This window comes from Nonomuraea sp. NPDC048826, from assembly GCF_043198225.1.
In the GTDB taxonomy this organism is placed as follows: Bacteria; Actinomycetota; Actinomycetes; order Streptosporangiales; family Streptosporangiaceae; genus Nonomuraea.
The window spans coordinates 35,379-56,379 of the sequence record NZ_JBICUQ010000014.1 but is presented as its reverse complement, the minus strand read 5'-3'; the positions used below and the strand labels follow the sequence as shown (position 1 = coordinate 56,379).

General features: G+C 71.2%; 18 protein-coding genes. 14 read left to right on the top strand and 4 right to left on the bottom strand.

What is annotated here, in order from left to right; all coding sequences use genetic code 11:
- Positions 1-190: 190 nt before the first annotated feature.
- The 10 genes from ACGFI7_RS39200 (at position 191) to ACGFI7_RS39155 (ending at position 12,032) form a co-directional block, all read left to right on the top strand.
- Positions 191-2,080 (top strand): hypothetical protein, encoded by a 1,890-nt coding sequence (locus tag ACGFI7_RS39200; protein WP_393413996.1) that lies wholly within the window; start codon positions 191-193, stop codon positions 2,078-2,080.
- An 11-nt stretch (positions 2,081-2,091) separates the two neighbouring features.
- Positions 2,092-3,261: an enhanced intracellular survival protein Eis gene (gene eis, locus ACGFI7_RS39195; RefSeq protein WP_393413993.1), complete on the top strand. Its 1,170-nt coding sequence runs from the start codon at positions 2,092-2,094 to the stop codon at positions 3,259-3,261.
- An 85-nt stretch (positions 3,262-3,346) separates the two neighbouring features.
- Positions 3,347-3,877 carry a crossover junction endodeoxyribonuclease RuvC gene (gene ruvC, locus ACGFI7_RS39190; protein ID WP_393414255.1) on the top strand — a complete coding sequence of 177 codons (531 nt, stop codon included), beginning with the start codon at positions 3,347-3,349 and terminating at the stop codon, positions 3,875-3,877.
- Positions 3,874-4,494: a Holliday junction branch migration protein RuvA gene (gene ruvA, locus ACGFI7_RS39185; RefSeq protein ID WP_393413990.1), complete on the top strand. Its 621-nt coding sequence runs from the start codon at positions 3,874-3,876 to the stop codon at positions 4,492-4,494. The genes ruvC and ruvA overlap by 4 nt, the downstream gene beginning before the upstream one ends.
- A gap of 37 nt (positions 4,495-4,531) precedes the next feature.
- Positions 4,532-5,563 carry a Holliday junction branch migration DNA helicase RuvB gene (gene ruvB / locus ACGFI7_RS39180; protein WP_393413987.1) on the top strand — a complete coding sequence of 344 codons (1,032 nt, stop codon included), beginning with the start codon at positions 4,532-4,534 and terminating at the stop codon, positions 5,561-5,563.
- Between the two features lie 219 nt (positions 5,564-5,782).
- Positions 5,783-6,130, top strand: a complete 348-nt coding sequence (gene yajC, locus ACGFI7_RS39175) for a preprotein translocase subunit YajC (RefSeq protein ID WP_393413984.1) — start codon at positions 5,783-5,785, stop codon at positions 6,128-6,130.
- 34 nt (positions 6,131-6,164) lie between these two features.
- The gene (secD, locus tag ACGFI7_RS39170; protein WP_393413981.1) at positions 6,165-7,946 is read left to right on the top strand and encodes a protein translocase subunit SecD; all 1,782 of its coding nucleotides are present in this window, start codon (positions 6,165-6,167) and stop codon (positions 7,944-7,946) included.
- Between the two features lies 1 nt (position 7,947).
- Positions 7,948-8,949 carry a protein translocase subunit SecF gene (gene secF / locus ACGFI7_RS39165; protein ID WP_393413978.1) on the top strand — a complete coding sequence of 334 codons (1,002 nt, stop codon included), beginning with the start codon at positions 7,948-7,950 and terminating at the stop codon, positions 8,947-8,949.
- A 185-nt stretch (positions 8,950-9,134) separates the two neighbouring features.
- On the top strand, positions 9,135-9,653 hold the full coding sequence (locus tag ACGFI7_RS39160; protein WP_393413975.1) for an adenine phosphoribosyltransferase: 519 nt from the start codon (positions 9,135-9,137) through the stop codon (positions 9,651-9,653).
- A 186-nt stretch (positions 9,654-9,839) separates the two neighbouring features.
- Positions 9,840-12,032: a RelA/SpoT family protein gene (locus tag ACGFI7_RS39155; RefSeq protein WP_393413972.1), complete on the top strand. Its 2,193-nt coding sequence runs from the start codon at positions 9,840-9,842 to the stop codon at positions 12,030-12,032.
- Between the two features lie 9 nt (positions 12,033-12,041).
- Here ACGFI7_RS39155 and ACGFI7_RS39150 read toward each other — a convergent pair whose 3' ends face one another.
- The 3 genes from ACGFI7_RS39150 to ACGFI7_RS39140 form a co-directional block, all read right to left on the bottom strand.
- Positions 12,042-13,133: a cupin domain-containing protein gene (locus ACGFI7_RS39150; protein WP_393413969.1), complete on the bottom strand. Its 1,092-nt coding sequence runs from the start codon at positions 13,131-13,133 to the stop codon at positions 12,042-12,044.
- A gap of 256 nt (positions 13,134-13,389) precedes the next feature.
- Entirely contained in the window at positions 13,390-14,619 is a 1,230-nt protein-coding gene (locus ACGFI7_RS39145; RefSeq protein ID WP_393413966.1) for a DUF349 domain-containing protein, read from the bottom strand.
- 61 nt (positions 14,620-14,680) lie between these two features.
- Positions 14,681-15,547 (bottom strand): peptidylprolyl isomerase, encoded by an 867-nt coding sequence (locus tag ACGFI7_RS39140; protein WP_393413963.1) that lies wholly within the window; start codon positions 15,545-15,547, stop codon positions 14,681-14,683.
- A 139-nt stretch (positions 15,548-15,686) separates the two neighbouring features.
- Here ACGFI7_RS39140 and ACGFI7_RS39135 point away from each other — a divergent pair, with 139 nt between their 5' ends.
- Genes ACGFI7_RS39135 through aspS form a run of 3 tightly spaced genes read left to right on the top strand, consistent with a single transcriptional unit; the run spans position 15,687 to position 19,362 of the window.
- A complete protein-coding gene (locus tag ACGFI7_RS39135) occupies positions 15,687-16,370 on the top strand; it encodes an MBL fold metallo-hydrolase (protein WP_393413960.1) in 684 nt (227 codons plus the stop codon).
- On the top strand, positions 16,370-17,629 hold the full coding sequence (gene hisS, locus ACGFI7_RS39130; RefSeq protein ID WP_393413957.1) for a histidine--tRNA ligase: 1,260 nt from the start codon (positions 16,370-16,372) through the stop codon (positions 17,627-17,629). The genes ACGFI7_RS39135 and hisS overlap by 1 nt, the downstream gene beginning before the upstream one ends.
- Positions 17,626-19,362, top strand: coding sequence for an aspartate--tRNA ligase (gene aspS, locus ACGFI7_RS39125; RefSeq protein WP_393413954.1), 1,737 nt, complete (start codon positions 17,626-17,628; stop codon positions 19,360-19,362). Before hisS ends, aspS begins: the two co-directional genes overlap by 4 nt.
- Before the next feature lie 55 nt (positions 19,363-19,417).
- Here the strand turns inward: aspS and ACGFI7_RS39120 are convergent, their stop codons facing one another.
- Positions 19,418-20,308 (bottom strand): peptidylprolyl isomerase, encoded by an 891-nt coding sequence (locus tag ACGFI7_RS39120; protein ID WP_393413951.1) that lies wholly within the window; start codon positions 20,306-20,308, stop codon positions 19,418-19,420.
- A gap of 165 nt (positions 20,309-20,473) precedes the next feature.
- On the opposite strand from ACGFI7_RS39120, the gene ACGFI7_RS39115 reads away from it, so the two are divergent.
- On the top strand, positions 20,474-20,935 hold the full coding sequence (locus ACGFI7_RS39115) for a DUF2231 domain-containing protein (protein ID WP_393413948.1): 462 nt from the start codon (positions 20,474-20,476) through the stop codon (positions 20,933-20,935).
- Positions 20,936-21,001: the final 66 nt, after the last annotated feature.

Here is a 21,001-nt window from a genome sequence, read left to right as displayed (position 1 = left end):
AGCGCGCCGCTGGGCTGGGGCGGGCCGTCGTCCCCTGCCCGAGGTCGGCGGCCACCCGTCACGCCGTCAGAGGCGTCCTGGGAGCCGTGCGCGGCGGCCTCACCGATTCCCGATGGCGGGTTCACCGCGCCTGGCTCGCATGGCCATGAGCGTGGCACGGCGGCTCGGAGTCGGCGTAGGGTCGGGCGTCGTGACCTCCCGCACCTCTGACTCCGCGGCCCCGGCACTGGGCTGGCTGCTCCTCATGCCGGCCGTGCTCGGCATGCTGATCACGCTGCTCCTGCCCACGGTCCTGACGATCGGCTTCAGTCTGCGGTCGGGCGGGCTCGTCGGACCGAGCGAGTCCGCCGGGCTGGACAACTACGGCCGCCTGTTCACCGACGACACGTTCTGGCCCGCGCTCGGCTTCACCCTGTCGGTGACGCTCATGCCGCTGCTGGTGGCCCTCGTGGTCGCGCCGCTGCTGGCCCTCGCCCTCGACCGGGGCGGCACCTGGGTCAGGCGGGCCGGGCGGATCCTGCTCTCGCTCTTCCCCGTGGCCTTCTCGCCGACCGCGGTGGCCGTCTCCTGGCTGCGCGGCCTCCGGCAGGACGCCGACGGGCTCGCGGCCATGGCACGCTCGCTGGGCGACCCGGCGACGGCGCCGGGAACGCTCCGGCTCGTCGTCGCCACCGCCACGTTCGGTGTGGTCTGCGCGCTGGCCGTCATGGCGTTCCTGCCCGCCCTGCGCGGCGGCACCGTCACCCCGGCCATGCTCGCGGTCGCGGGGATCGTCGCCCTCGCGACCGTGGCGGCCGGGCTGCAGCTGTTCACGCTCGGGCTCGTGCTCACCGGCGGCGGGCCGATGGACTCCACCCAGACGCTCGCCCTCCTGCAGTACACCTTCACCTGGCGGGTGGCCCGGCTGGGCATGGGAGCCACGCTCGCCACCGTGACGGGCGTGATCCTCGGCGTGCTCGGCGTCGCCGCCACGATCCTGGCCGTCGCCACCCGCATGCGCCTCACCGTCACCCCCGGCGCCGGGGGACACCCCGCCGCACCGGACAAGGGCGATCCGCCCGCCGAAGGGCCCGGCCATCCGGAACCGAGCCCGTACTTCCAAGCCCGCTCCACCGAGCCCGGCCCCGCTGTCTCCCCGTACGGCCCCGGATCGACTCCCGGCACCTCGTACGGCCCGGGACCCGCGTCCGGCAACCCGTACGGTGCCACTTCCGGCAACCCGTACGGCCCGGCGCCCACCCCCGCTTCCCCGTACGGGCAGAAATCCGCTCCCCCGTACGGCCAGGAACCCGCCTCCCCGTACGCTTCCACCGATGTTCCCCGGAAGGCCTCCGGGGTGGGTGTGGCCGTGGGGCTGGCGGCGCTGGCCGTGGTCGCCGTCGTCGCCTTCGTGGGCGCCCTGCCGTGGCTGTCGGGCCTGTTCACGCCCGGCGAGGTCGTCGCGGGCCCGAACGTGCACCTCAACACCTGGCTGCCCGCCTTCGCCGGCGCCCTCGTCTCCGTCGGCGTCGCCTACCTCGGCGCGCTCGGCATCGGCGGCCTGCGCCCGCTGGGACGGCGGAGCGAGTGGCTGCTGCTGCCGTTCGCCCCCTGGCTGTTCGCCGGCCCCGGCCCGCTGAGCATCGCCAACTGGAACACCGTGCGCGGCCTCGGCCTCATCGACACCCTCGCCGCGCTCGTGCCGCCGCTGCTCGTCAGCGTGCCCGCGCTGCTCGTCCTCACCCTCCTGTGCAAGGGCCTGGCCGAACGGAACACCGGTGACCTGCTCTCAGGCGTCGTCAGGCCGTCGCTGCCGATGGCCGGCATCCTGGTCGTCGCCGTCACGCTCGTGAACGCCCAGGACCTGCTCTGGCCCCTCCTGGTCACCCAGCAGCCCGACCTGGCCACCGCGCCGCTCGCCCAGTTCATGGCCGCGGGCCGGTTCTCCGGCGGCGCCGTCGACGCGGGGATCGCCACCCCGCTGGTCGTCCTCGCGCTCATGCTGACCGCGGCCGTGGCCGCGCAGCTGCTGTACCTGGACCGGCTCGCCCTCACCGTCGGCCGCGATACCGGGTCGCGGGAGCCCGTCCGCACTGCGTAGGTTGGACGGTTGTGGACATCCGTGACCTGACGGCCGACGACCTCGATGCCGTCCTCGACCTACGCAAGCGCGCCTTCGGCCCCATCTCGGCCTCCGACGTGGCGACCTTCCGCAAGATGGTGAACCCCACGCTGGCCGCGGGCCGCTACCTCGGCGCCTTCGACGGCGGCCGGCTCGCGGCCGCGACCCGGCTGCGGCCGTTCACCCAGTGGTGGCACGGCAAGCCGCAGCCCATGTCCGGCATCGCCGGCGTGACCGTCAGCCCGGAAGACCGAGGGCGCGGCGTCGGCCGCCTCATCATGCGGGCCACGATCGAGCGGGCCGCCGAGCTCGGCGACGCCGTGTCCGCGCTCTATCCCGCCACCACCCCCATCTACCGGTCGCTCGGCTACGAGCACGCCGGCGCCCAGCACCTGATGAGCCTGCCCGCCGAGGCGCTGCGCACGATCCGGCAGACCAAGGACGTCAAGCTGCGCCGGATGGGCCCCGACGACGCCGCCGAGGTCATCGCCCTGCTGCACCGGGTGCACGGCGCGGCGCGGGCCAGCGGCCCGATCTCCTACGGCGAGGACATCTGGCGGCTCTGGCTGGAGGACGAGGACGACTTCCTCTACCTGGCCGACGACGGGTTCGTCATCTACCGATGGGACGGTCCGGACATCGAGGTCGACACCCTCGTCGCCGGCTCGGTCGAGACCGCCAGGGCGCTGTGGTCCCTGGTCGGCACGTCCTCGTCGATCGCCAAGCGGGTCAAGGCCGTGGTCACGCCCGACGACCCGGTGCTGTGGCTGCTGCGCGAGCGGTCGAAGGAGACCGCCGACCAGGTGCGGTGGATGTTCCGGGTGATCGACCTGGACGCGGCGGTGACCCGCCGGGGCTACTCCGCCGCCGTGCGCGGCGCCGCCGTCGTGCGGGTGGAGGACCCGCTGCGGGCCGGCAACGCGGGCGTGTGGCGCCTGGAGTTCGACGGCGGCTCCGGCGCGGCCACCCGTCTAGACACCGGGTCCCAGCAGGGAGAGGCCGACGCGCCGGCGCTGAGCGCGAACGGGTTCTCGGCCCTGTACGCGGGCGTCCCCACCGCCACGCTGCGGCGCGGCGGGCTCATGACCGGCGACGAGCGCCACGACGAGGTGCTCGACGCCGCCTTCCACGCCCGTCCGTACATGCTCGACTACTTCTGACAGGCGTTTCCCGGTGCGCGAGCAGGCCGGGCGGGGTAGAGTCTCGTGCCGAACTAGTGTTCGGCGGGCGCGGGGAGGCATGCCGGTGCGGGTGATGGGCGTCGATCCGGGGCTGACCCGGTGCGGCCTGGGGGCCGTCGAGGGGCGTCCGGGCGCGCCGCTCAGCCTGGTGGCCGTCGGGGTGGTGCGCACCTCCGCCGACGACGAGCTGGGCAACCGGCTCGTCGGCATCGAGGCCGGCATCGAGCAGTGGCTCGACGACGTGCGGCCCGACGCCGTCGCGGTCGAGCGGGTCTTCAGCCAGCACAACGTCCGCACCGTCATGGGCACCGCCCAGGCCGCGGGCATCGCCGTGCTGTGCGCCGCGCGCCGCGGCCTGCCGGTCGCCCTGCACACGCCGTCCGAGGTCAAGGCAGCCATCACCGGCAGCGGCACCGCCGACAAGAAGCAGGTCGGCGCCATGGTCACCCGGCTGCTGCGGCTGAGCGAGATGCCCAAGCCCGCCGACGCCGCCGACGCGCTCGCGCTGGCCATCTGCCACGTGTGGCGCGGCGGCGCCCAGCACCGCCTGGCCGCCGCCGTCGCCCGGGCCGGACGGAAGGACTCCCGGCTGTGATCGCCTCCGTGACCGGCCGGGTGACCGCCATCGCCCCCGACGCGGCCGTCGTCGAGGTCGGCGGCGTCGGCATCCTGGTCCACTGCACGCCCGGCACCCTCGCCACGCTCAAGTCGGGGCAGGAAGCGCGCCTGTCCACCTCGCTCGTGGTGCGCGAGGAGTCCCTCACGCTGTACGGGTTCGCGACCGACGACGAGCGCACCGTCTTCGAGATGCTCCAGACGGCCAGCGGCGTCGGGCCCAAGCTCGCCCTGGCCATGCTCGCCGTCCACTCCCCGCAGGCGCTGCGCGTGGCCGTGGCCTCGGCCGACCTCAAGGCGCTCACCCAGGTGCCGGGCATCGGCCAGAAGGGCGCCCAGCGGATCGTCCTGGAGCTGAAGGACCGCCTGGGCGCCTCTCCCGAGGCGGTCGACGCCGCGCTCAACGGGCCGCGCCCCGACACCGTCTGGCGGGAGCAGGTCCACTCGGGCCTCGTCGGGCTGGGCTACTCGGGTAAGGACGCCGACGAGGCCGTCGCCGCCGTCGAGCCCCAGGCGGAGGCCGACCTCGCCGCCGGCCGCGCCCCCCAGATCGCCGCCCTCCTGAAGTCCGCGCTCCGCGCGCTGAGCGTCCGATGACCCGCCCCACCGCGGTGCGCGCGGAGGTGACCCGCCGATGAGCTTCGAACGAGAGCTCGTCTCACCCGACGCCGACGGCGAGGAGCGGCAGATCGAGGCGGCGCTGCGGCCCAAGCGGCTGGCGGAGTTCATCGGCCAGGCGCGGGTGCGCGAGCAGCTGTCCCTGGTGCTGGAGAGCGCGCTCCGGCGGCAGCGTCCGCCCGACCACGTGCTGATGAGCGGCTCGCCCGGGCTGGGCAAGACCACGCTCGCGATGATCATCGCGGCCGAGCTGGCCGCGCCGCTGCGCATCACCTCGGGCCCCGCGCTGGAACGGGCCGGCGACCTGGCGGCCATCCTGTCGACGCTGGCCGAGGGCGAGGTGCTGTTCATCGACGAGATCCACCGGATGGCCCGCCCCGCCGAGGAGATGCTCTACATGGCGATGGAGGACTTCCGGGTCGACATCGTCGTCGGCAAGGGCCCCGGCGCCACCGCCATCCCGCTCGACATCGCCCCGTTCACGCTCGTCGGCGCCACCACCCGGGCGGGCCTGCTGCCGGCCCCGCTGCGCGACCGGTTCGGCTTCACCGCCCACATGGACTTCTACGAGACCGGTGAGCTGGAGCAGGTGCTGCGCCGCTCGGCCGCGCTGCTCGCGGTCGAGCTGCCCGACGACGCCGCCAACGAGATCGCCAGGCGCTCGCGCGGCACCCCGCGCATCGCCAACCGGCTGCTGCGCCGCGTGCGCGACTTCGCCGACGTGCGCGCGGACGGCGTCGTCGACCGCGAGGTGGCCGCCAAGGCGCTCGAGCTGTACGAGGTCGACGGCGAAGGGCTCGACCGGCTCGACCGGGCGGTGCTCGGCGCGCTGCTGCGCAAGTTCGGCGGCGGCCCCGTCGGCCTGTCCACCCTGGCCGTGTCCGTGGGGGAGGAGCCCGAGACCGTCGAGGTGGTGGCCGAGCCGTTCCTGGTGCGGCAGGGCCTGATCGCGCGCACCCCGCGCGGCCGGGTCGCCACGGCCGCCGCATGGACGCATCTCGGGATGACTCCCCCGCCCGACGCGTTCGGTGCCGGATATTCCACCTGATCACAGATCGGTTGCAACCAGTGCGAATCGGGAACTTCCCCGCGCGCCGAAACGCTGCTTCGTTGCCGCGTTTCGCAACAAGCGCCTACACTCCGTGGCTTGGCTGGCTGTGTAGGCTGATGCGCTGAGCGGCGCGGCCCGCAACCGCGGAATTTCCGGCGGCACGCCGGTGTCAACTCTCTGTACGAAGATGGAAGGTCGCCCCTGATGGACCAACTCATGAGCATCGCGCCGCTGATCCTTCTGGTGGTGGTGTTCTACTTCCTGCTGATTCGCCCGCAGCGCAAGCGCCAGCAGGAGGCGATCCAGATGCAGAACTCGTTGACGCCCGGCACCCGAGTCATGACGACGACAGGTCTTTTCGGCACGGTGGTCGCCGTCGACAATGAGGACGTTATCCTCGAGATCGCGCCCAACATCGAGACGCGCTGGGTGAAGGCCGCCATCGGCCGTGTCGTGACGCCCGGCGACCCCGTCGTCGATGAGCCTGTCGTCGACGAGACGGCGGACGAGGACGACACCACCGCGGATCGCAACGGCGGCCAGGACTCCCGCAAGCAGTCCTGACCTCAAACCCCCAATCCGAAAGAACTGACGACCAGTGGCCCGACCGACCAGCAGCCACAGCAAGCCGGGGCGCACGCTCCTGCTGCTCCTGGCGCTCATCCTCGCCCTGGGCGGGACGATGTTCTTGCAGCAGGCGTTCACGCCGAAGCTCGGACTCGACCTCGCCGGCGGTACGACGGTGACCCTGTCACCAGTTACCCAGAACGGTGCCTCCCCTCCTGAGGAGATCCTCGACCGCGCGGTCAACATCATCCGCGACAGGGTCAACGGCACCGGCATCTCCGACGCCGAGGTCGCCAAGTCCGGCGACAACATCATCATCTCGATCCCCGGCGTCGGGCAGAGCGAGGCCATCGAGCTGGTCGCCACCACTGCCGAGCTCCGCTTCCGGCAGGTCCTCGCGATGGAGATGACCCCCATCGCGCAGGAGCAACTGGCCACCGAGGCGCCCAGCCCGGACGCCTCCCCGACGGCGTCGACGGCCCCGTCGTCGGCGCCGTCGGTGTCGCCCAGCCAGTCGGCCCGGCCGCAGTCGTCGGTCTCGCCGTCCGTGTCGCCCACCGGCAAGGGGCTGTCGTCGGCGCTGACCGACCCGTCGCCCTCGCCCTCCCAGACACCCAGGCAGGGCGACCGGGGCAGCAAGGACAAGAAGGCGACACCCTCGCCGTCCGCGACCGCCGAGCCCTCACAAGACCCCAACGCTCAAGACCCGACCGCGCAGATCAACACCGGCGGCATCGACCCGGCGGTGCTCAAGCAGTACACCGCGCTCGACTGCACCGACCCGAAGAACCGCGGCCAGGGCGTCCAGGACGACCCCGCCAAGCAGTACGCCGCGTGTGAGTCCGACGGCAGCTTCAAGTACGTCCTCGACGTGGCCAAGGTCGTCGGCACCGACATCGACACCGCCACCGCGGGCGTCCAGCAGGGCAGCACCGAATGGGTGGTCCAGCTCGACTTCAAGAGCGCCGGCGCCAGCGAGTGGAGCAAGCTCACCTCCACCGCCTACAACTCGCAGGAGCCCCGCAACAAGGTCGCGGTGGTCCTCGACGGCGTCGTGATCACCGCCCCCAACATCATCAGCCCGATCCCCGGCGGTCGCGCCGAGATCACCGGCGGCTTCAACCAGCAGAGCGCCACCGAGCTCGCCGAGCAGCTCAAGTACGGCGCGCTCCCGCTGAAGTTCGAGCGCAGCTCCATCGACACGGTCTCCTCGACCCTCGGTCAGGACCAGCTCCAAGGCGGCCTCGTCTCCGGCATCATCGGCCTGGCCCTCGTGGTCGTCTACTGCCTGCTCTACTACCGCGGCCTGGGCATCGTGGCCGTGCTGAGCCTCGTGGTCGCCTCGATCCTCACCTACACCGCGGTGGTCGTGCTGGGCCAGAACGCCGGTTTCCGGCTCTCCCTGCCCCACATCATCGGCCTGGTGGTCTCGATCGGCATCACCGCCGACTCGTTCATCGTCTACTTCGAACGCATACGCGACGAGATGAAGGAAGGCCGGCGCACCCTTCGCGCCGCCGTCGAGGTGGCCTGGGTACGCGCCCGGCGCACGATCCTGATCGCCGACGCCGTCATGTTCATCGCCGCGATCGTGCTCTACCTGCTCGCGGTGGGCGGGGTCGCGGGCTTCGCGTTCGCGATGGGCCTCACCACGCTGATCGACGTCGTGGTGGTGTTCATGTTCACCAAGCCGTTCATCGCGCTGCTGGCGAGGCTGAAGTTCTTCGCCAAGGGACACCCGCTGTCCGGCCTGGACGCCGAGCGCATGAGCGCCGTCGAGACCGGCCGCAAGACCACCCCGCAGGAGGCCTGAGATGGGACTGGGGCGTCGCCTCTACCGGGGCGAGATCGACGTCGACTTCGTCGGCAAGTGGCGGCTGTGGTACAGCCTGTCTGCCGCGCTGCTGGCGGTCTCCCTCGCCGGCCTGCTCATCAACGGGCTCAACCTGGGCGTCGAGTTCAAGGGCGGCTCGGTCTTCTCCTTCCAGCCGAAGACGACCGTCAGCGTGCAGGAAGTGCGCGAGACGTTCCTGGAGCAGGGCATCCACCAGCCGATCGTGCAGACGGCCGGCGAGCGCTACCGCGTCACCACCGAGACGCTCGCCGAGCGCCAGAGCCTGCAGATGCAGGACGTGATCTCCAAGGAGTTCGGCACCCCCCTCGACCAGGTCAACGTGCAGTCGATCGGCGCGTCGTGGGGTGGTGAGGTCTCCACCAAGGCGCTGTGGGGCCTGGTCGCCTTCATGGTGGCGATCATCTTGTACCTGTCGATGGCGTTCGAGCCGAAGATGGCGCTGGCCGCGATCGTCGCGCTGCTGCACGACCTCATCATCACGGCCGGCGTCTACGCCTGGTCCGGGTTCGAGGTCACGCCGGCGACGCTGCTGGGCTTCCTGACCATCCTGGGTTACTCGCTCTACGACGCGGTCGTGGTGTTCGACATGATCAAGGAAGTCACGGCCAAGCTCGGCACCACGTCGAAGCAGACCTACTCGATGGCCGCCAACGACGCGCTCAACCACACGCTGATCCGCTCGCTCAACACGTCGCTGGTCGCGATCCTGCCGGTGGCGGCGATCCTGTTCATCGGCACCACCGTGCTGGGCGCGGGCACGCTGAAGGACCTCGCGCTGGCCCTGTTCGTCGGCATGATCGTCGGCACCTACTCCTCGATCTGCGTGGCCACCCCGATGCTGGTGACGCTCAAGGAGCGCGAGCCGAAGTACCAAGCCATCGCCAGGAGGCTCGCCTCCACCGGCGGCGGCAAGGGCAGTGGCAAGGGCGGCGCCAAGCGCGCGGCCGCGGCCAAGGGCTGAGCCGCCCCCCTGGCCCCTCGCGCCCCCGCCCGAGCCTGGGTGGGGGCGCAGCCTTGGGCGCGCCCTGACGGCCACGTCGGAGGCGGGCGTGTGGGGCCGCCCGGAATGCGCCATCATGAAGCCCGGCGGGCGCGGACCGCGGCTCGCCGACCCTTCCAGCGTCGACCTCTCCCGAGGAGCACGGCATGAGCGACCTCTCCACCACGATCCTGGAGCACATCCGGGACGTGCCCGACTATCCCAAGCCGGGCGTGATGTTCAAGGACATCACCCCGCTGCTCGCCGACCACACCGCGTTCCGCGCCGTGGTCGACGGGCTGGCCGAGGGGTTCGAGGCCGACAAGATCGTGGGGATCGAGGCACGCGGGTTCATCCTGGCCGCGCCGGTGGCGTACCAGGAGGGAGCGGGCTTCGTGCCCGTGCGTAAGAAGGGCAAACTGCCTGCCGCCGTGCTGGAAGAGTCCTACGATCTGGAGTACGGTTCGGCGACCATCGAGGTGCACGACGACGCGTTCTCGCCTGGTGACCGGGTGCTCATCGTCGACGACGTGCTGGCCACGGGTGGCACGGCGGCGGCGTCGGTGGAGCTGGTGCGCAGGGCGGGGGCCGAGGTGGTGGGCGTGTCCGTGCTGATGGAGCTCGCCTTCCTGAAGGGGCGCGAGCGCCTGCGGGGAGTGGAGATCCGCTCCCTCGTGATCGTCTGAGGAGGACCCGAGGCGGTCCAGGTGCGTCGCCTGGATACACTGGGGATCTGGACTCGAACGTGAGGAGTCTGAGTGCCCCGTGATGTGGTCGTGCCCGACGTAACGGACGCGGGTGGTGCCGCCGCCCAAGGTGAGGCCGCCCCGGCCGCGCCTGCGGCGCGCCGACGGCGGTTTGGGGGTGGGGCCATGAATCCGGTGCTGGAGCCGCTCTTCCGCACCGTCCGAGCCACCCACCCCAAAGCCGACCTGCGCCTGATCGAGCGCGCCTACGACATGGCGGCTCACCACCACCGCGACCAGAAGCGCAAGAGCGGTGACCCGTACATCACCCACCCGCTGGCGGTGGCGACCATCCTCGCCGAGCTCGGCACCGACGACGAGACGCTCTGCGCGGCCCTGCTGCACGACACGGTCGAAGACACCGCCTACGGCCTCGACGAGCTGCGCGGCGACTTCGGCGACACGATCGCCTCCCTGGTCGACGGCGTCACCAAGCTCGACAAGGTCAAGTTCGGTGACGCGGCGCAGGCCGAGACCGTGCGCAAGATGGTCGTGGCCATGTCCCGCGACATCCGGGTGCTGATCATCAAGCTGGCCGACCGGCTCCACAACATGCGCACCATGCGCTACCTCCCGGAGCACAAGCGCCACCAGAAGTCCCGCGAGACGCTGGAGATCTTCGCCCCGCTGGCCCACCGCCTGGGCATGAACACGATCAAGTGGGAGCTCGAAGACCTGGCCTTCGCCATGCTCTACCCCAAGCGCTACGACGAGATCGCGCGCATGGTCTCGGAGCGGGCGCCGCGGCGCGACCTGTTCCTGCAGGAGGTCATCGAGAAGGTCTCCGGCGACCTGCGCGAGGCCAGGATCCGAGCCGTGGTCAAGGGCAGGCCGAAGCACTACTACTCGGTCTACCAGAAGATGATCGCCCGTGACGTGGCCTTCGACGACATCTACGACCTGGTGGGCATCCGGGTCCTCGTCGACACCGTACGCGACTGTTATGCGGCGCTCGGAACGATCCACGCGCGCTGGAACCCGGTGCCCGGCCGGTTCAAGGACTACATCGCGATGCCCAAGTTCAACATGTACCAATCGCTGCACACCACGGTGATCGGTCCCGAGGGCAAGCCGGTGGAGCTGCAGATCCGCACCCACGCCATGCACCACAGGGCCGAATACGGCGTGGCCGCGCACTGGAAGTACAAGGAGGAGGTCGGCGGCCCGGGGCCCGTCGGCAAGGTCAAACCGGGCAGCGACATGGCGTGGCTGCGCCAGCTCCTCGACTGGCAGAAGGAGACCTCCGACCCGGGCGAGTTCCTGGAGTCGCTCCGGTTCGACCTGTCGGTGTCCGAGGTCTACGTCTTCACCCCGAAGGGCCAGGTCATCGCCCTGCCCGAGGGCGGCACCCCCGTCGACTTCGCCTACGCGGTGCACACCGAGGTGGGCCACCGCTGCATCGGCGCCCGGGTCAACGGCCGGCTGGTGCCGCTGGAGTCGAGGCTGGGCAACGGCGACACGGTCGAGATCTTCACCTCCAAGTCGCCCGACGCCGGCCCGTCGCGCGACTGGCTGAAGTTCGTCAAGTCCGGCCGCGCCCGCAACAAGATCCGCCAGTGGTTCTCCAAGGAGCGCCGCGAGACCGCGATCGAGGCGGGCAAGGAGGCCATCGGCCGGGCGATGCGCAAGCAGGGCCTGCCGCTGCAGCGGCTGATGTCCGGCGAGGCGCTCCTGGCCCTCGCCCGCGACCTGCGCTATCCCGACGTGTCCGCCCTCTACGCGGCCGTCGGCGAGGGCCACACGGCCGCCCAGACGGTCGTGCAGAAGCTCGTGGCGTCCATCGGCGGCGTGGAGAGCGCCGAGGAGGACATCGCCGAGACCTCGCTGCCGACCCGGCTGCGCGGCCGTCCCAGAGGCGGTGGCGGCGCCGGCGTGGTGGTGGCGGGCGACGCCGACGTGTGGGTCCGGCTCTCCAAGTGCTGCACCCCCGTGCCGGGCGACGAGATCGTCGGCTTCGTCACCCGCGGTCACGGCGTCTCGGTCCACCGCTCCGACTGCACCAACATCCAGCAGCTCAGGTCGCAGCCCGACCGGCTGGTGGAGGTCAGCTGGTCGCCGGGCGACGACAGCGTGTTCCTGGTGGCCATCCAGGTGGAGGCGCTCGACCGGCCCAGGCTGCTGTCCGACGTCACCCGTACGCTCTCCGACCAGCACGTCAACATCCTCAGCGCGTCCGTGACGACCTCCCGCGACCGGGTGGCCGTCAGCAAGTTCACCTTCGAGATGGGCGATCCGAAGCACCTGGGCCACGTCCTGAGGGCGGTGCGGGGCATCCAGGGCGTCTACGACGTCTACCGGGTCAGCGGCGCCGGCAGCTGACCGAGGCGGTCAGCGCATCCGCAGGTCCGGCAGGTCGACCACGATGGCCTCCTGCGTGCTGCGGGCGATGACCACGACCGCCTCCGTGTCGGGGTCGGGGTTCTCCTCGCGGTGCGGGACGAACGGCGGCACGAACACGTAGTCGCCCGGCCCGGTCTCGATCCGCCGCTCCCGGTCGCCGTCGAGGAAGACGAACACCGGGGTCCCGCTCACCACGTAGATCGCCGTCTCCGACTCGCCGTGGTGGTGGTCGGCGGAGTGGGTCGAGGGCGGCACGTGCGTCTGGCCCATCCACAGCCGCCGCGACCCGGTGGTGGCGTCGCTGACGGCGGCCAGGCGCCGCATGCCCGCGCTCTGCACCGTCGCCTCCGACAGGCCGTCCGGGGTGACGTGCCGCAGCGGGCGGTGGAAGACGTCGCCGGTCACCCGGTAGCCCTCCCACAGGCGTCCTCCGGCGCGCTCCAGCACCCGCCCGGCCACCTCGGCCAGCTCGTCCGGCGTCTCCCGCGCCTTCAGCAGCGCCGCGGCCAGCTCCGGGTCGTACGCGCGCAGCTCGCGCAGCAGCCACTTCCCGCTGCCCTGCCACCGCTCGTCCAGCGACAGCGCCAGCAGGGCGGTCTCCTGGATGACGCTCCACCCGGTGAACGCCAGCTCACCCGGGTCGGTCGCCCCGGTCAGGTCGTCCAGCAGGTCGGAGAGCACGTAACGGGCCCGGTCGAGCGCGGGCTTCCGGACGGCGCCGGGGCCGGCCGCGAGGCGTCCTCTCAGCTCGTCCCTGAGCCGTTCCAGCTCTCCCGCGCTCCGGTCGGTCAGCACGACCCCCTCGGCGCAGAGCCTGGCCAGCACGGGCTGCCGCCCGCCGAAGTCGCGCTCCAGCCACACGTCCAGGCTGGTCCGGCTGTGCGCCAGCAGGTCGACCGGCCAGTCGTGCCAGCGCAGGGACTCCCGGTACGGCTCCGCGAGCCCTTCGACGACGACCACGATGTCGAGGTCGGAGGTGGGGGTCCGGCGCCCGGCCGTCACACTGCCGCCGAGCAGGGCACACCACGCCTGCGGGAACAGCTCGGCGACCAGGGCGCGGGCATCGCTCAGGGGATCCATGGCCGCCACGATAGCCAACGGACCCCGCCATGATCGAGACCACTTCCGAGCGCGCTGTCCCGCGCGGGCGGTTCCGAGCGCGGGGGTGATTCACAGGGCTGTCCCCGTGCGGGCAGGCGCGTTACCGGGCTGCGGCGTGACCCGCAGGTGTGTCCCGCGAGGGCTGGGCCACTTCCAGCCGTGGTGGGGGAGGGGCTTCCGGTCGTGGCGGTGCCCCGCGCGGGCGGTGGGCGGTGCTCGCGCGGGGCGGGGGAGGTCAGCTGAACTCGGCGAGCGTGCGCTCGGCCTCCTCCAGCCAGGCGCGGCGGGCGGTGATCGCCTCCTCCGCCTCCTTGACGTCCTTGGCGCGGCCGGCCGTCTCCGCCTTCGCCAGGCGCTTCTCCAACTGCTCGATGGAGGTGCGGAGCTGGTCGACGGTGCTCTGGGCGCGGGCCCTGGCCTCGGGGTTGGACCGCTTCCACTCGGCGTCCTCGGCCTTGCGGACGGCCTCGTCCACCTTGCGCAGCCCGCCCTCCAGACGGTCCCGATGCTCGCGGGGCACCGGGCCCGCCGCCTCCCAGCGCTCCAGGATGTGGCGGAGCTGGCCCCGGGCGGTGCGCACGTCGGTGACGGGGAGCAGCTTCTCGGCCTCGATCAGCAGCTCCTCCTTCACCTGCGCGTTGGCGGCGAGCGAGGCGTCGCGCTCGGCGAACACCGCGGAGCGGGCCTGGAAGAACTGGTCCTGGGCGGCCTTGAAACGCCCCCACAGCTCGTCCTCGACCTCTCTGGACGCCCGACCGGCGCTCTTCCAGCGCTGCATCAGGTCGCGGTAGGCGGCCGCGGTCGGCCCCCAGTCGCTGGAGTCGGCGATCGCCTCGGCCTCGGCGACGATGGCCTCCTTGGCGGCCCGCACGCCCTCGCGCTGCTCGTCGAGCGTGGCGAAGTATGCCTTGCGGCGCTTGGCGAAGGCGGTGCGTGCGGTCGACAGCCGCTTCCACAGCTGCGCCTCCGTCACCCTGTCGATCCGGTCGGCGGCCTTCCACTCCTCGACGAGCTGGCGCAGCCGCTCGCCGCCGGACTTCCAGTGGGTGGTCTCCTCGGCGATGCGCTCGGCCTCGGCGACGATCCGCTCCTTGACGGCCTTGGCCTCGGCGCGGGCGGCCTCGCGGGCCGCCTTCAGCTCCTCGCGGCGCTGCGCGACGAGCGCGGTCAGCCCGTCGAGACGGGCCGTGAGCGCGCCGAGGTCACCGATGGCGTGCGCGTCGGCCACGGCCTCGCGCAGCTTGGCGATGCTCGCCTCGGCCTGAGCCGGGGCCAGGTCGGTGCCGCGCACGCGCTGCTCAAGCAGTTGTACCTGACCCGCCAGCTCGTCGTACTTGCGATGGAAGTAGGCCAGCGCCTCTTCGGGTTCACCGGCCTGCCAGGACCCGACGGCCCGCTCTCCCTCAGCCGTTCGCACGTAGACGGTGCCGTCGTCGTCTACCCGGCCCCACGGGTCGGTGCTCACCGTGTCCTCCCGCACTTTCCATCAGACCCTTCGGGACTGTTTGTCCCTAGTTTGTATTACGTCAGCTCTTGCCACTGATTGTCACGTCTTTGATTTCGACGGTTTCCTTCGGCGCTCCGGTGCCGTCGCCCGAACCGGCGATGGCACCCGCCTTGTTCACCTTGTCCAGGATGTCGAGCCCCTTCGTGATCGTACCCACCGGCGTGTAAAGCGGGTCGAGCTGGATATCGCCGTACACCAGGAAGAACTGGCTGCCCGTGCTGCCCGGCCGGGCCGTCTTGGCCATCGCCATCACGCCCCGCTTGTAGGAGGCGCCTTCGAGGTTCTCCTCCACCATCACGTAGCCGGGGCCGCCCATGCCGTCCTGAGGGCTCTTGCCGTCGGCCGCGGCGGTCGGGTCGCCGCACTGCAGCATCGGGAACTGGTCGTTGCCGAGCCGGTGGCACTTGCTGCCGTCGTAGTAGCCCTTCTTCGCCAGGAACTGCAGCGAGTTGACCGTGCACGGCGCCTTGGCGTTGTCGAGCTCGACCACGATGTCGCCCAGACCGGTCTTCATCGTCATCGTCTTCTTGGCGGGCTTCACCTTCACCTCCGCCGGAGGCGTGCCGACGTCCTTGACCTTGCCCTCGCCGGTGTCGGGGACGTAGCCGCAGGTGCCCGTCTTCGGGTCGTACGGCTTCGGCTGCGGGGCCGCCGCGGTGGAGGCGCTGGCCTCGGGCGTCGGCGAGGCGGCCGCCTCGGTCGGCTCGTCGCCGCCGCCCAGCAGGGCGACCGCGGCCACGATGCCGCCGACCACGACGACGACGCCCACGGTGGACCCGATGATCGCCATGCGCTTGTTGCGCTGCTCGCGTTCGACCCGCCGCTGCTGTTGGCGCTCGTAGTGCTCGCGTGCCAGCTGCTTCTGCCGGTCCCTGCCCGTGGACACCGCTTTGCCTCCCGTAGTCAATCAACTGAGGTGGGCGAATCGTATCGGCCAATGACCGATGATTCGCAGCCCGGCGACCCGCACCGGTACCCTTCGGTTACATTCCCATTGGCTTTTTTGACGAGATCAGCTGAGGCAGATGCTCATCGCCGGCTTCCCCGCAGGGGCCTTCCAGACCAATTGTTACGTCATCGCGCCCGCGGAAGGCGAGGAGTGCGTGATCATAGACCCTGGTCAGGATGCTGTCGAGGGGGTCGACGAGCTGTTGCGTGAGCACCGGCTCAAGCCGGTCGCGGTCCTGCTGACCCACGGCCACCTCGACCACGTCTGGTCGGTCGCCCCCGTGTGCGGCGCGCGAAACGTTCCTGCCTGGATCCACCCCGAGGACCGCCATCTGCTCAGCGACCCGGCGGCGGGCTGGTCGGCCACGAGCTCCTCGCTCTTCGGCGACCTCACGCTCAGCGAGCCCGACGACGTGCGCGAGCTGACCGACGGCGCCACGCTGGAGCTGGCGGGCATGGAGCTGGTCGTCGACCACACGCCCGGCCATACCAGGGGGTCGGTGAGCTTCAGGGGAGACGCGGGCCGCGGCGTGATGTTCTCCGGAGACCTGTTGTTCGCCGGCTCCATCGGCCGCACCGACCTGCCGGGCGGAGACTATCCGACGATCCTGCGCAGCCTTGCTGCCAAGTGCCTGCCGCTGTCTGACGATACGGTCGTCCTGCCGGGCCATGGACCACAGACCACGATCGGCCGCGAGCGCGCCACCAATCCTTATCTCAAGGAGGCCGCGCCGCACGCCGGTCCCACAAGAGGAATCTGATGACCTTCCAAGCACCGAAAGGCACCTTCGACTGGCTGCCGCCCCGCTCCGAGCAGGTGCTCGCCGTCCGTGAGGCGCTCGTCGCCCCGGCCAGGCGCGCGGGTTACGGCTACGTCGAGACGCCGGTCTTCGAAGACACCCAGCTGTTCGCCAGGGGAGTGGGCGAGTCGACCGACATCGTCTCCAAGGAGATGTACACCTTCCCCGACAAGAAGGGCCGCTCGCTGACGCTGCGCCCGGAGGGCACGGCGTCGGTGGTGCGCGCCGTGCTCCAGCACGGTCTGCACAACGGCCAGCTGCCGGTGAAACTGTGGTACTCGGGGAGCCAGTTCCGCTACGAGCGCGCCCAGAAGGGCCGCTACCGCCACTTCTGGCAGGTGGGCGCGGAGGCGCTGGGCGCCGAGGACCCGGCGCTCGACGCCGAGCTGATCGTGCTCGCCGCCCGGGGCTTCGCCGCGCTCGGCCTGCGCGCGTACACGCTGCTGCTCAACTCGCTCGGCGACAAGGCCTGCCGCCCCGCCTACCGCGCCGCGCTGCAGGAGTTCCTGCGCGGGCTCGACCTGGACGAGGAGACGCGGGCCCGCATCGAGATCAACCCGCTGCGCGTGCTCGACGACAAGCGCCCCGAGGTCCAGGCCCAGCTCGGCGGCGCGCCCCTGGTGGTCGACCACCTCTGCGCCGCCTGCAATGCCTACCACGAGGAGGTCCGCGGCCTGCTGAAGGCCGCAGGCGTCCCGTACGAGGACGACCCGCGGCTGGTGCGCGGGCTCGACTACTACACGCGCACCACGTTCGAGTTCGTCCACGGCGGGCTCGGCTCGCAGTCGGCGATCGGCGGCGGCGGCCGCTACGACGGGCTCAGCGAGATGCTCGGCGGCCCGCCGCTGCCCAGCGTCGGCTGGGCGCTCGGCGTCGACCGCACGATCCTGGCCATGGAGTCCGAGGGTCTGCTCGGCGATGCCGCGCCCGACGGCGTCCAGGTGTACGGTGTCGCGCTGGGTGACGACGCCCGCCGCCGGATGTTCCTGCTCGTGGCCGAGCTGCGCGAGGCCGGCGTGCGCGCCGACATGGCCTTCGGCGGCAAGGGGCTCAAGGGAGCGATGAAGGGCGCCGACCGCTCGGGGGCCCGCTACGCGCTGATCCTGGGCGGGCGTGACCTCGCGGCGCAAGCCGTGCAAGTGAAGGACCTGACCACCGCTGAGCAGACCGAGGTGCCGCTGGCCCAGGTCGTGGACGTCTTGAAGGGGAAAGTGCAGTGATCCGCACGCATACGGCCGGGTCGCTCCGCGAGGAGCACGCCGGGCAGCAGGTGACGCTCGCAGGATGGGTGGCCCGCCGCCGTGACCACGGCGGCGTGGTCTTCATCGACCTGCGCGACGCCTCCGGCTCGGCGCAGGTGGTTTTCCGCGAGGAGGACCACGCCCACGACCTGCGCGCCGAATACTGCGTGAAGGTGGTCGGGCAGGTCCGCGTGCGCCCCGAGGGCAACGAGAACCCCGACCTGCCCACCGGCGCGGTCGAGGTCGTGGCCGACACGGTCGAGGTGCTCAGCGAGTCGGCGCCGCTGCCGTTCCCCATCGAGGGCGGCGTGGGCGTCTCCGAGGAGGCCCGGCTGAAGTACCGCTACCTCGACATCCGCCGCCAGCAGGTGGCCGAGGCGATGCGGGTGCGCTCCAAGGCGACCTACCTCGCCAACGAGGTGATGAACGAGCTCGGCTTCGTCTACGTCGAGACGCCGACGCTGACCCGCTCCACGCCCGAGGGCGCCCGCGACTTCCTGGTGCCCGTCCGGCTCCAGCCGGGCAACTGGTACGCCCTGCCCCAGTCGCCGCAGCTGTTCAAGCAGCTGCTCCAGGTGGCCGGTCTGGAGCGCTACTACCAGCTCGCCAAGTGCTACCGCGACGAGGACCTGCGCGCCGACCGGCAGCCGGAGTTCACCCAGATCGACATCGAGATGTCCTTCGTCGACCAGGAGGACGTCATCGAGGTCGGCGAGAAGCTCGTCGCCCGGTTGTGGCGGGAGATCCTCGGCTACGACATCCCCATGCCGCTGCCCCGCATGACCTACGCCGACGCGATGGCCCGCTACGGCTCCGACAAGCCCGACCTGCGCTTCGGCCAGGAGCTCGTCGACATGACCGACTACTTCTCCGGCACCTCCTTCCGCGTCTTCCAGGCCGACCACGTGGGCGCGGTCGTCATGCCGGGCGGCGGCTCCCAGACGCGCAAGGAGCTCGACGGCTGGCAGGAGTGGGCGCGCAGCCGCGGCGCCAAGGGCCTGGCCTACGTCCTGGTCCAGGAAGACGGCACGCTCGGCGGCCCGGTCGCCAAGAACCTCTCCGAGCAGGAGATCTCCGGCCTGGCCGACAAGGTGGGCGCCGCCCCCGGCGACGCGGTGTTCTTCGCCGCCGGCGCCCGCAACGCCGCCCGCGACCTGCTGGGCGCCGCCCGCCTGGAGATCGGCCGGCGCTGCGGGCTCATCGACGAGTCGCAGTGGTCGTTCCTGTGGGTCGTCGACGCGCCCATGTTCGAGGAGGACGGCGAGGGCGGCTGGACCGCGGTCCACCACCCCTTCACCGGCCCGAAGCCGGAGTGGGCCGACAACTTCCAGGACCATCCGGGCGAGGCGCTCGCCTACGCCTACGACATGGTCTGCAACGGCATGGAGATCGGCGGCGGCTCGATCCGTATCCACCGCGCCGAGATGCAGCAGCGCGTCTTCGACGTGCTCGGCATCTCCAAGGAGGAGGCCGAGAGCAAGTTCGGCTTCCTGCTGGAGGCGTTCAAGTACGGCCCGCCCCCGCATGGCGGCATCGCCTACGGCTGGGACCGCATCTGCATGCTGCTGTCGTCCGGCGACTCGATCCGCGACGTGATCGCGTTCCCGAAGACGGCCTCCGGCTTCGACCCGCTCACCGGCGCGCCCACGCCCATCACGGCCGGGCAGCGCAAGGAGGCGGGCGTCGACGCCCGGCCCAAGGCCGAGGCCTGACATGTGAAACGGCAGGCGCTCGTCAAGGCGCCTGCCGTTTCCGTATCGTCCCGTCTTACGAGAGCTTGACCTTCTTGATGATGATCGGCGTCTTGGGGGCGGTGGCGCCGCCGTCGCCGGTGATGTCGTCCTCGTGGACGAGCACGCCGTCCTCGGCCACCTTCTCGATGATCTCCAGGCCGGAGGTCACCATGCCGAGCACCGAGTACACCGAGTCGATCTGGGCGTTCTCGTCCGACAGCGAGATGGCGAACTGGCTGCTGTTCTGCCCCGCCGCGTCCAGCGGCTGGGTCAGGAACACCACGCCCCTGGCGTACGGGACCACGCCCACGGCCTCGTCGCGGTACACGTAGCCGGCCGTGCCCTGGCCGTCGGTCGGGTTCTTGCCGTCGGCCTTGGCCTTCGGGTCGCCGCACTGCAGCAGGAAGAGCCCCGACACCTCGGGCGTCACCAGGCGGTGGCACTTGGTGTTGTCGTAGAAGCCCTTCTTGGCCAGGAACGCCATCGAGTTCACCGAGCACGGCGTGAGCTTGGGGTCGACCTCGATGACGATGTCACCGTGGTTGGTGGTGACCGTCATCTTCGACAGCTTCATGTTCGGCTTCTTCGGCGGCATGCCCACGTACTTCATCGGCACGCCGGACGTGTCACGCTTGTACTCGCACGTCACCGGGCCCGTCTGGGTCGGCGTCGGCAGGGCCGTGACCGGCTCCTCCGTGGGGGTGGCCGACGCCGAGGCCTGCGCGGCCGCCGGTGTGCCCGATGCGTTGTCGTTGACCAGCGTCGTCACTGCGAAGATGCCACCGGCCACCACAGCGACGGCCACACCCGCGCCGATGAGGGTGTTGCGCTTCGCCTTGGACGACTGCTCGGCGGCGCGCTGCTGCTGCCGCTCCTTGTGCTGACGTGCCAGGTCGCTCTGGCGGTCGTCGTCGTCGCCGCTCACCGGTATGTCCTCCATCTTTGCTTACACATGACCAAATAACTCCGCGAATGCTACCGGCCCTTGAATGTGCTGGACGTAAGTGGCGGAATCCCACCTCTGGGGCTGGATGGGCGGGAACCATATCGGTGCGGGACCCGTAGTTGAAAAGAGAACTAAGGAGCCCCCATGTTCGATGAGGTTCTCGGCCTCCCCGCACATCCCCTGGTGGTGCACTTCGCTGTCGTGCTGACGCCGTTGCTCGTGGCGGTCGCCGTAGCTTACGCCCTCGTGCCCCGCTGGCGGGCCGCAACCGGGTGGGCCGTGGTGCTGCTCTCACTCGCCGCCCCCGCCGCCGTCTTCGCCGCCTGGCAGAGCGGGCAGAGCCTGAAGGCCGCCCGCTTCGCCACCGCCGAGGGCGAGCTCGGACGGCGGATCGGCGACCACGAGACGTACGCCGTCCCCCTGCTGCTGTCGGTCGCCGGCCTCGGGCTGGTGTCGCTCGTCCTGGTCCACGCCGCACGGGGCGATCGCTTCGGCAAGGCCGGCACGCTGGCGCTGTCCGGCCTGGCCGTGGCGCTGGCCGCGGTGGCCGGCTACTACGTCTTCCGGTCGGGGGACTCGGGCGCGAGAGCGGTGTGGGAGCTGTAATCTCGCGGATGTGGAGAGCTTGTTCGATTCGGCGGCCGAGGAGGCGACGCCGCAGCCCCTGGCCGT

What these genes read in the sequence shown, in the direction of transcription:
- ACGFI7_RS39115 (WP_393413948.1), top strand. Translation starts at nt 20,474, where the DNA reads ATGTTCGATGAGGTTCTCGGCCTCCCCGCACATCCCCTGGTGGTGCAC.
- ACGFI7_RS39155 (WP_393413972.1), top strand. Translation starts at nt 9,840, where the DNA reads ATGAATCCGGTGCTGGAGCCGCTCTTCCGCACCGTCCGAGCCACCCAC.
- ACGFI7_RS39160 (WP_393413975.1), top strand. Translation starts at nt 9,135, where the DNA reads ATGAGCGACCTCTCCACCACGATCCTGGAGCACATCCGGGACGTGCCC.
- ACGFI7_RS39135 (WP_393413960.1), top strand. Translation starts at nt 15,687, where the DNA reads ATGCTCATCGCCGGCTTCCCCGCAGGGGCCTTCCAGACCAATTGTTAC.
- ruvB (WP_393413987.1), top strand. Translation starts at nt 4,532, where the DNA reads ATGAGCTTCGAACGAGAGCTCGTCTCACCCGACGCCGACGGCGAGGAG.
- ACGFI7_RS39150 (WP_393413969.1), bottom strand. Translation starts at nt 13,133, where the DNA reads ATGGATCCCCTGAGCGATGCCCGCGCCCTGGTCGCCGAGCTGTTCCCG.
- secF (WP_393413978.1), top strand. Translation starts at nt 7,948, where the DNA reads ATGGGACTGGGGCGTCGCCTCTACCGGGGCGAGATCGACGTCGACTTC.
- yajC (WP_393413984.1), top strand. Translation starts at nt 5,783, where the DNA reads ATGAGCATCGCGCCGCTGATCCTTCTGGTGGTGGTGTTCTACTTCCTG.
- hisS (WP_393413957.1), top strand. Translation starts at nt 16,370, where the DNA reads ATGACCTTCCAAGCACCGAAAGGCACCTTCGACTGGCTGCCGCCCCGC.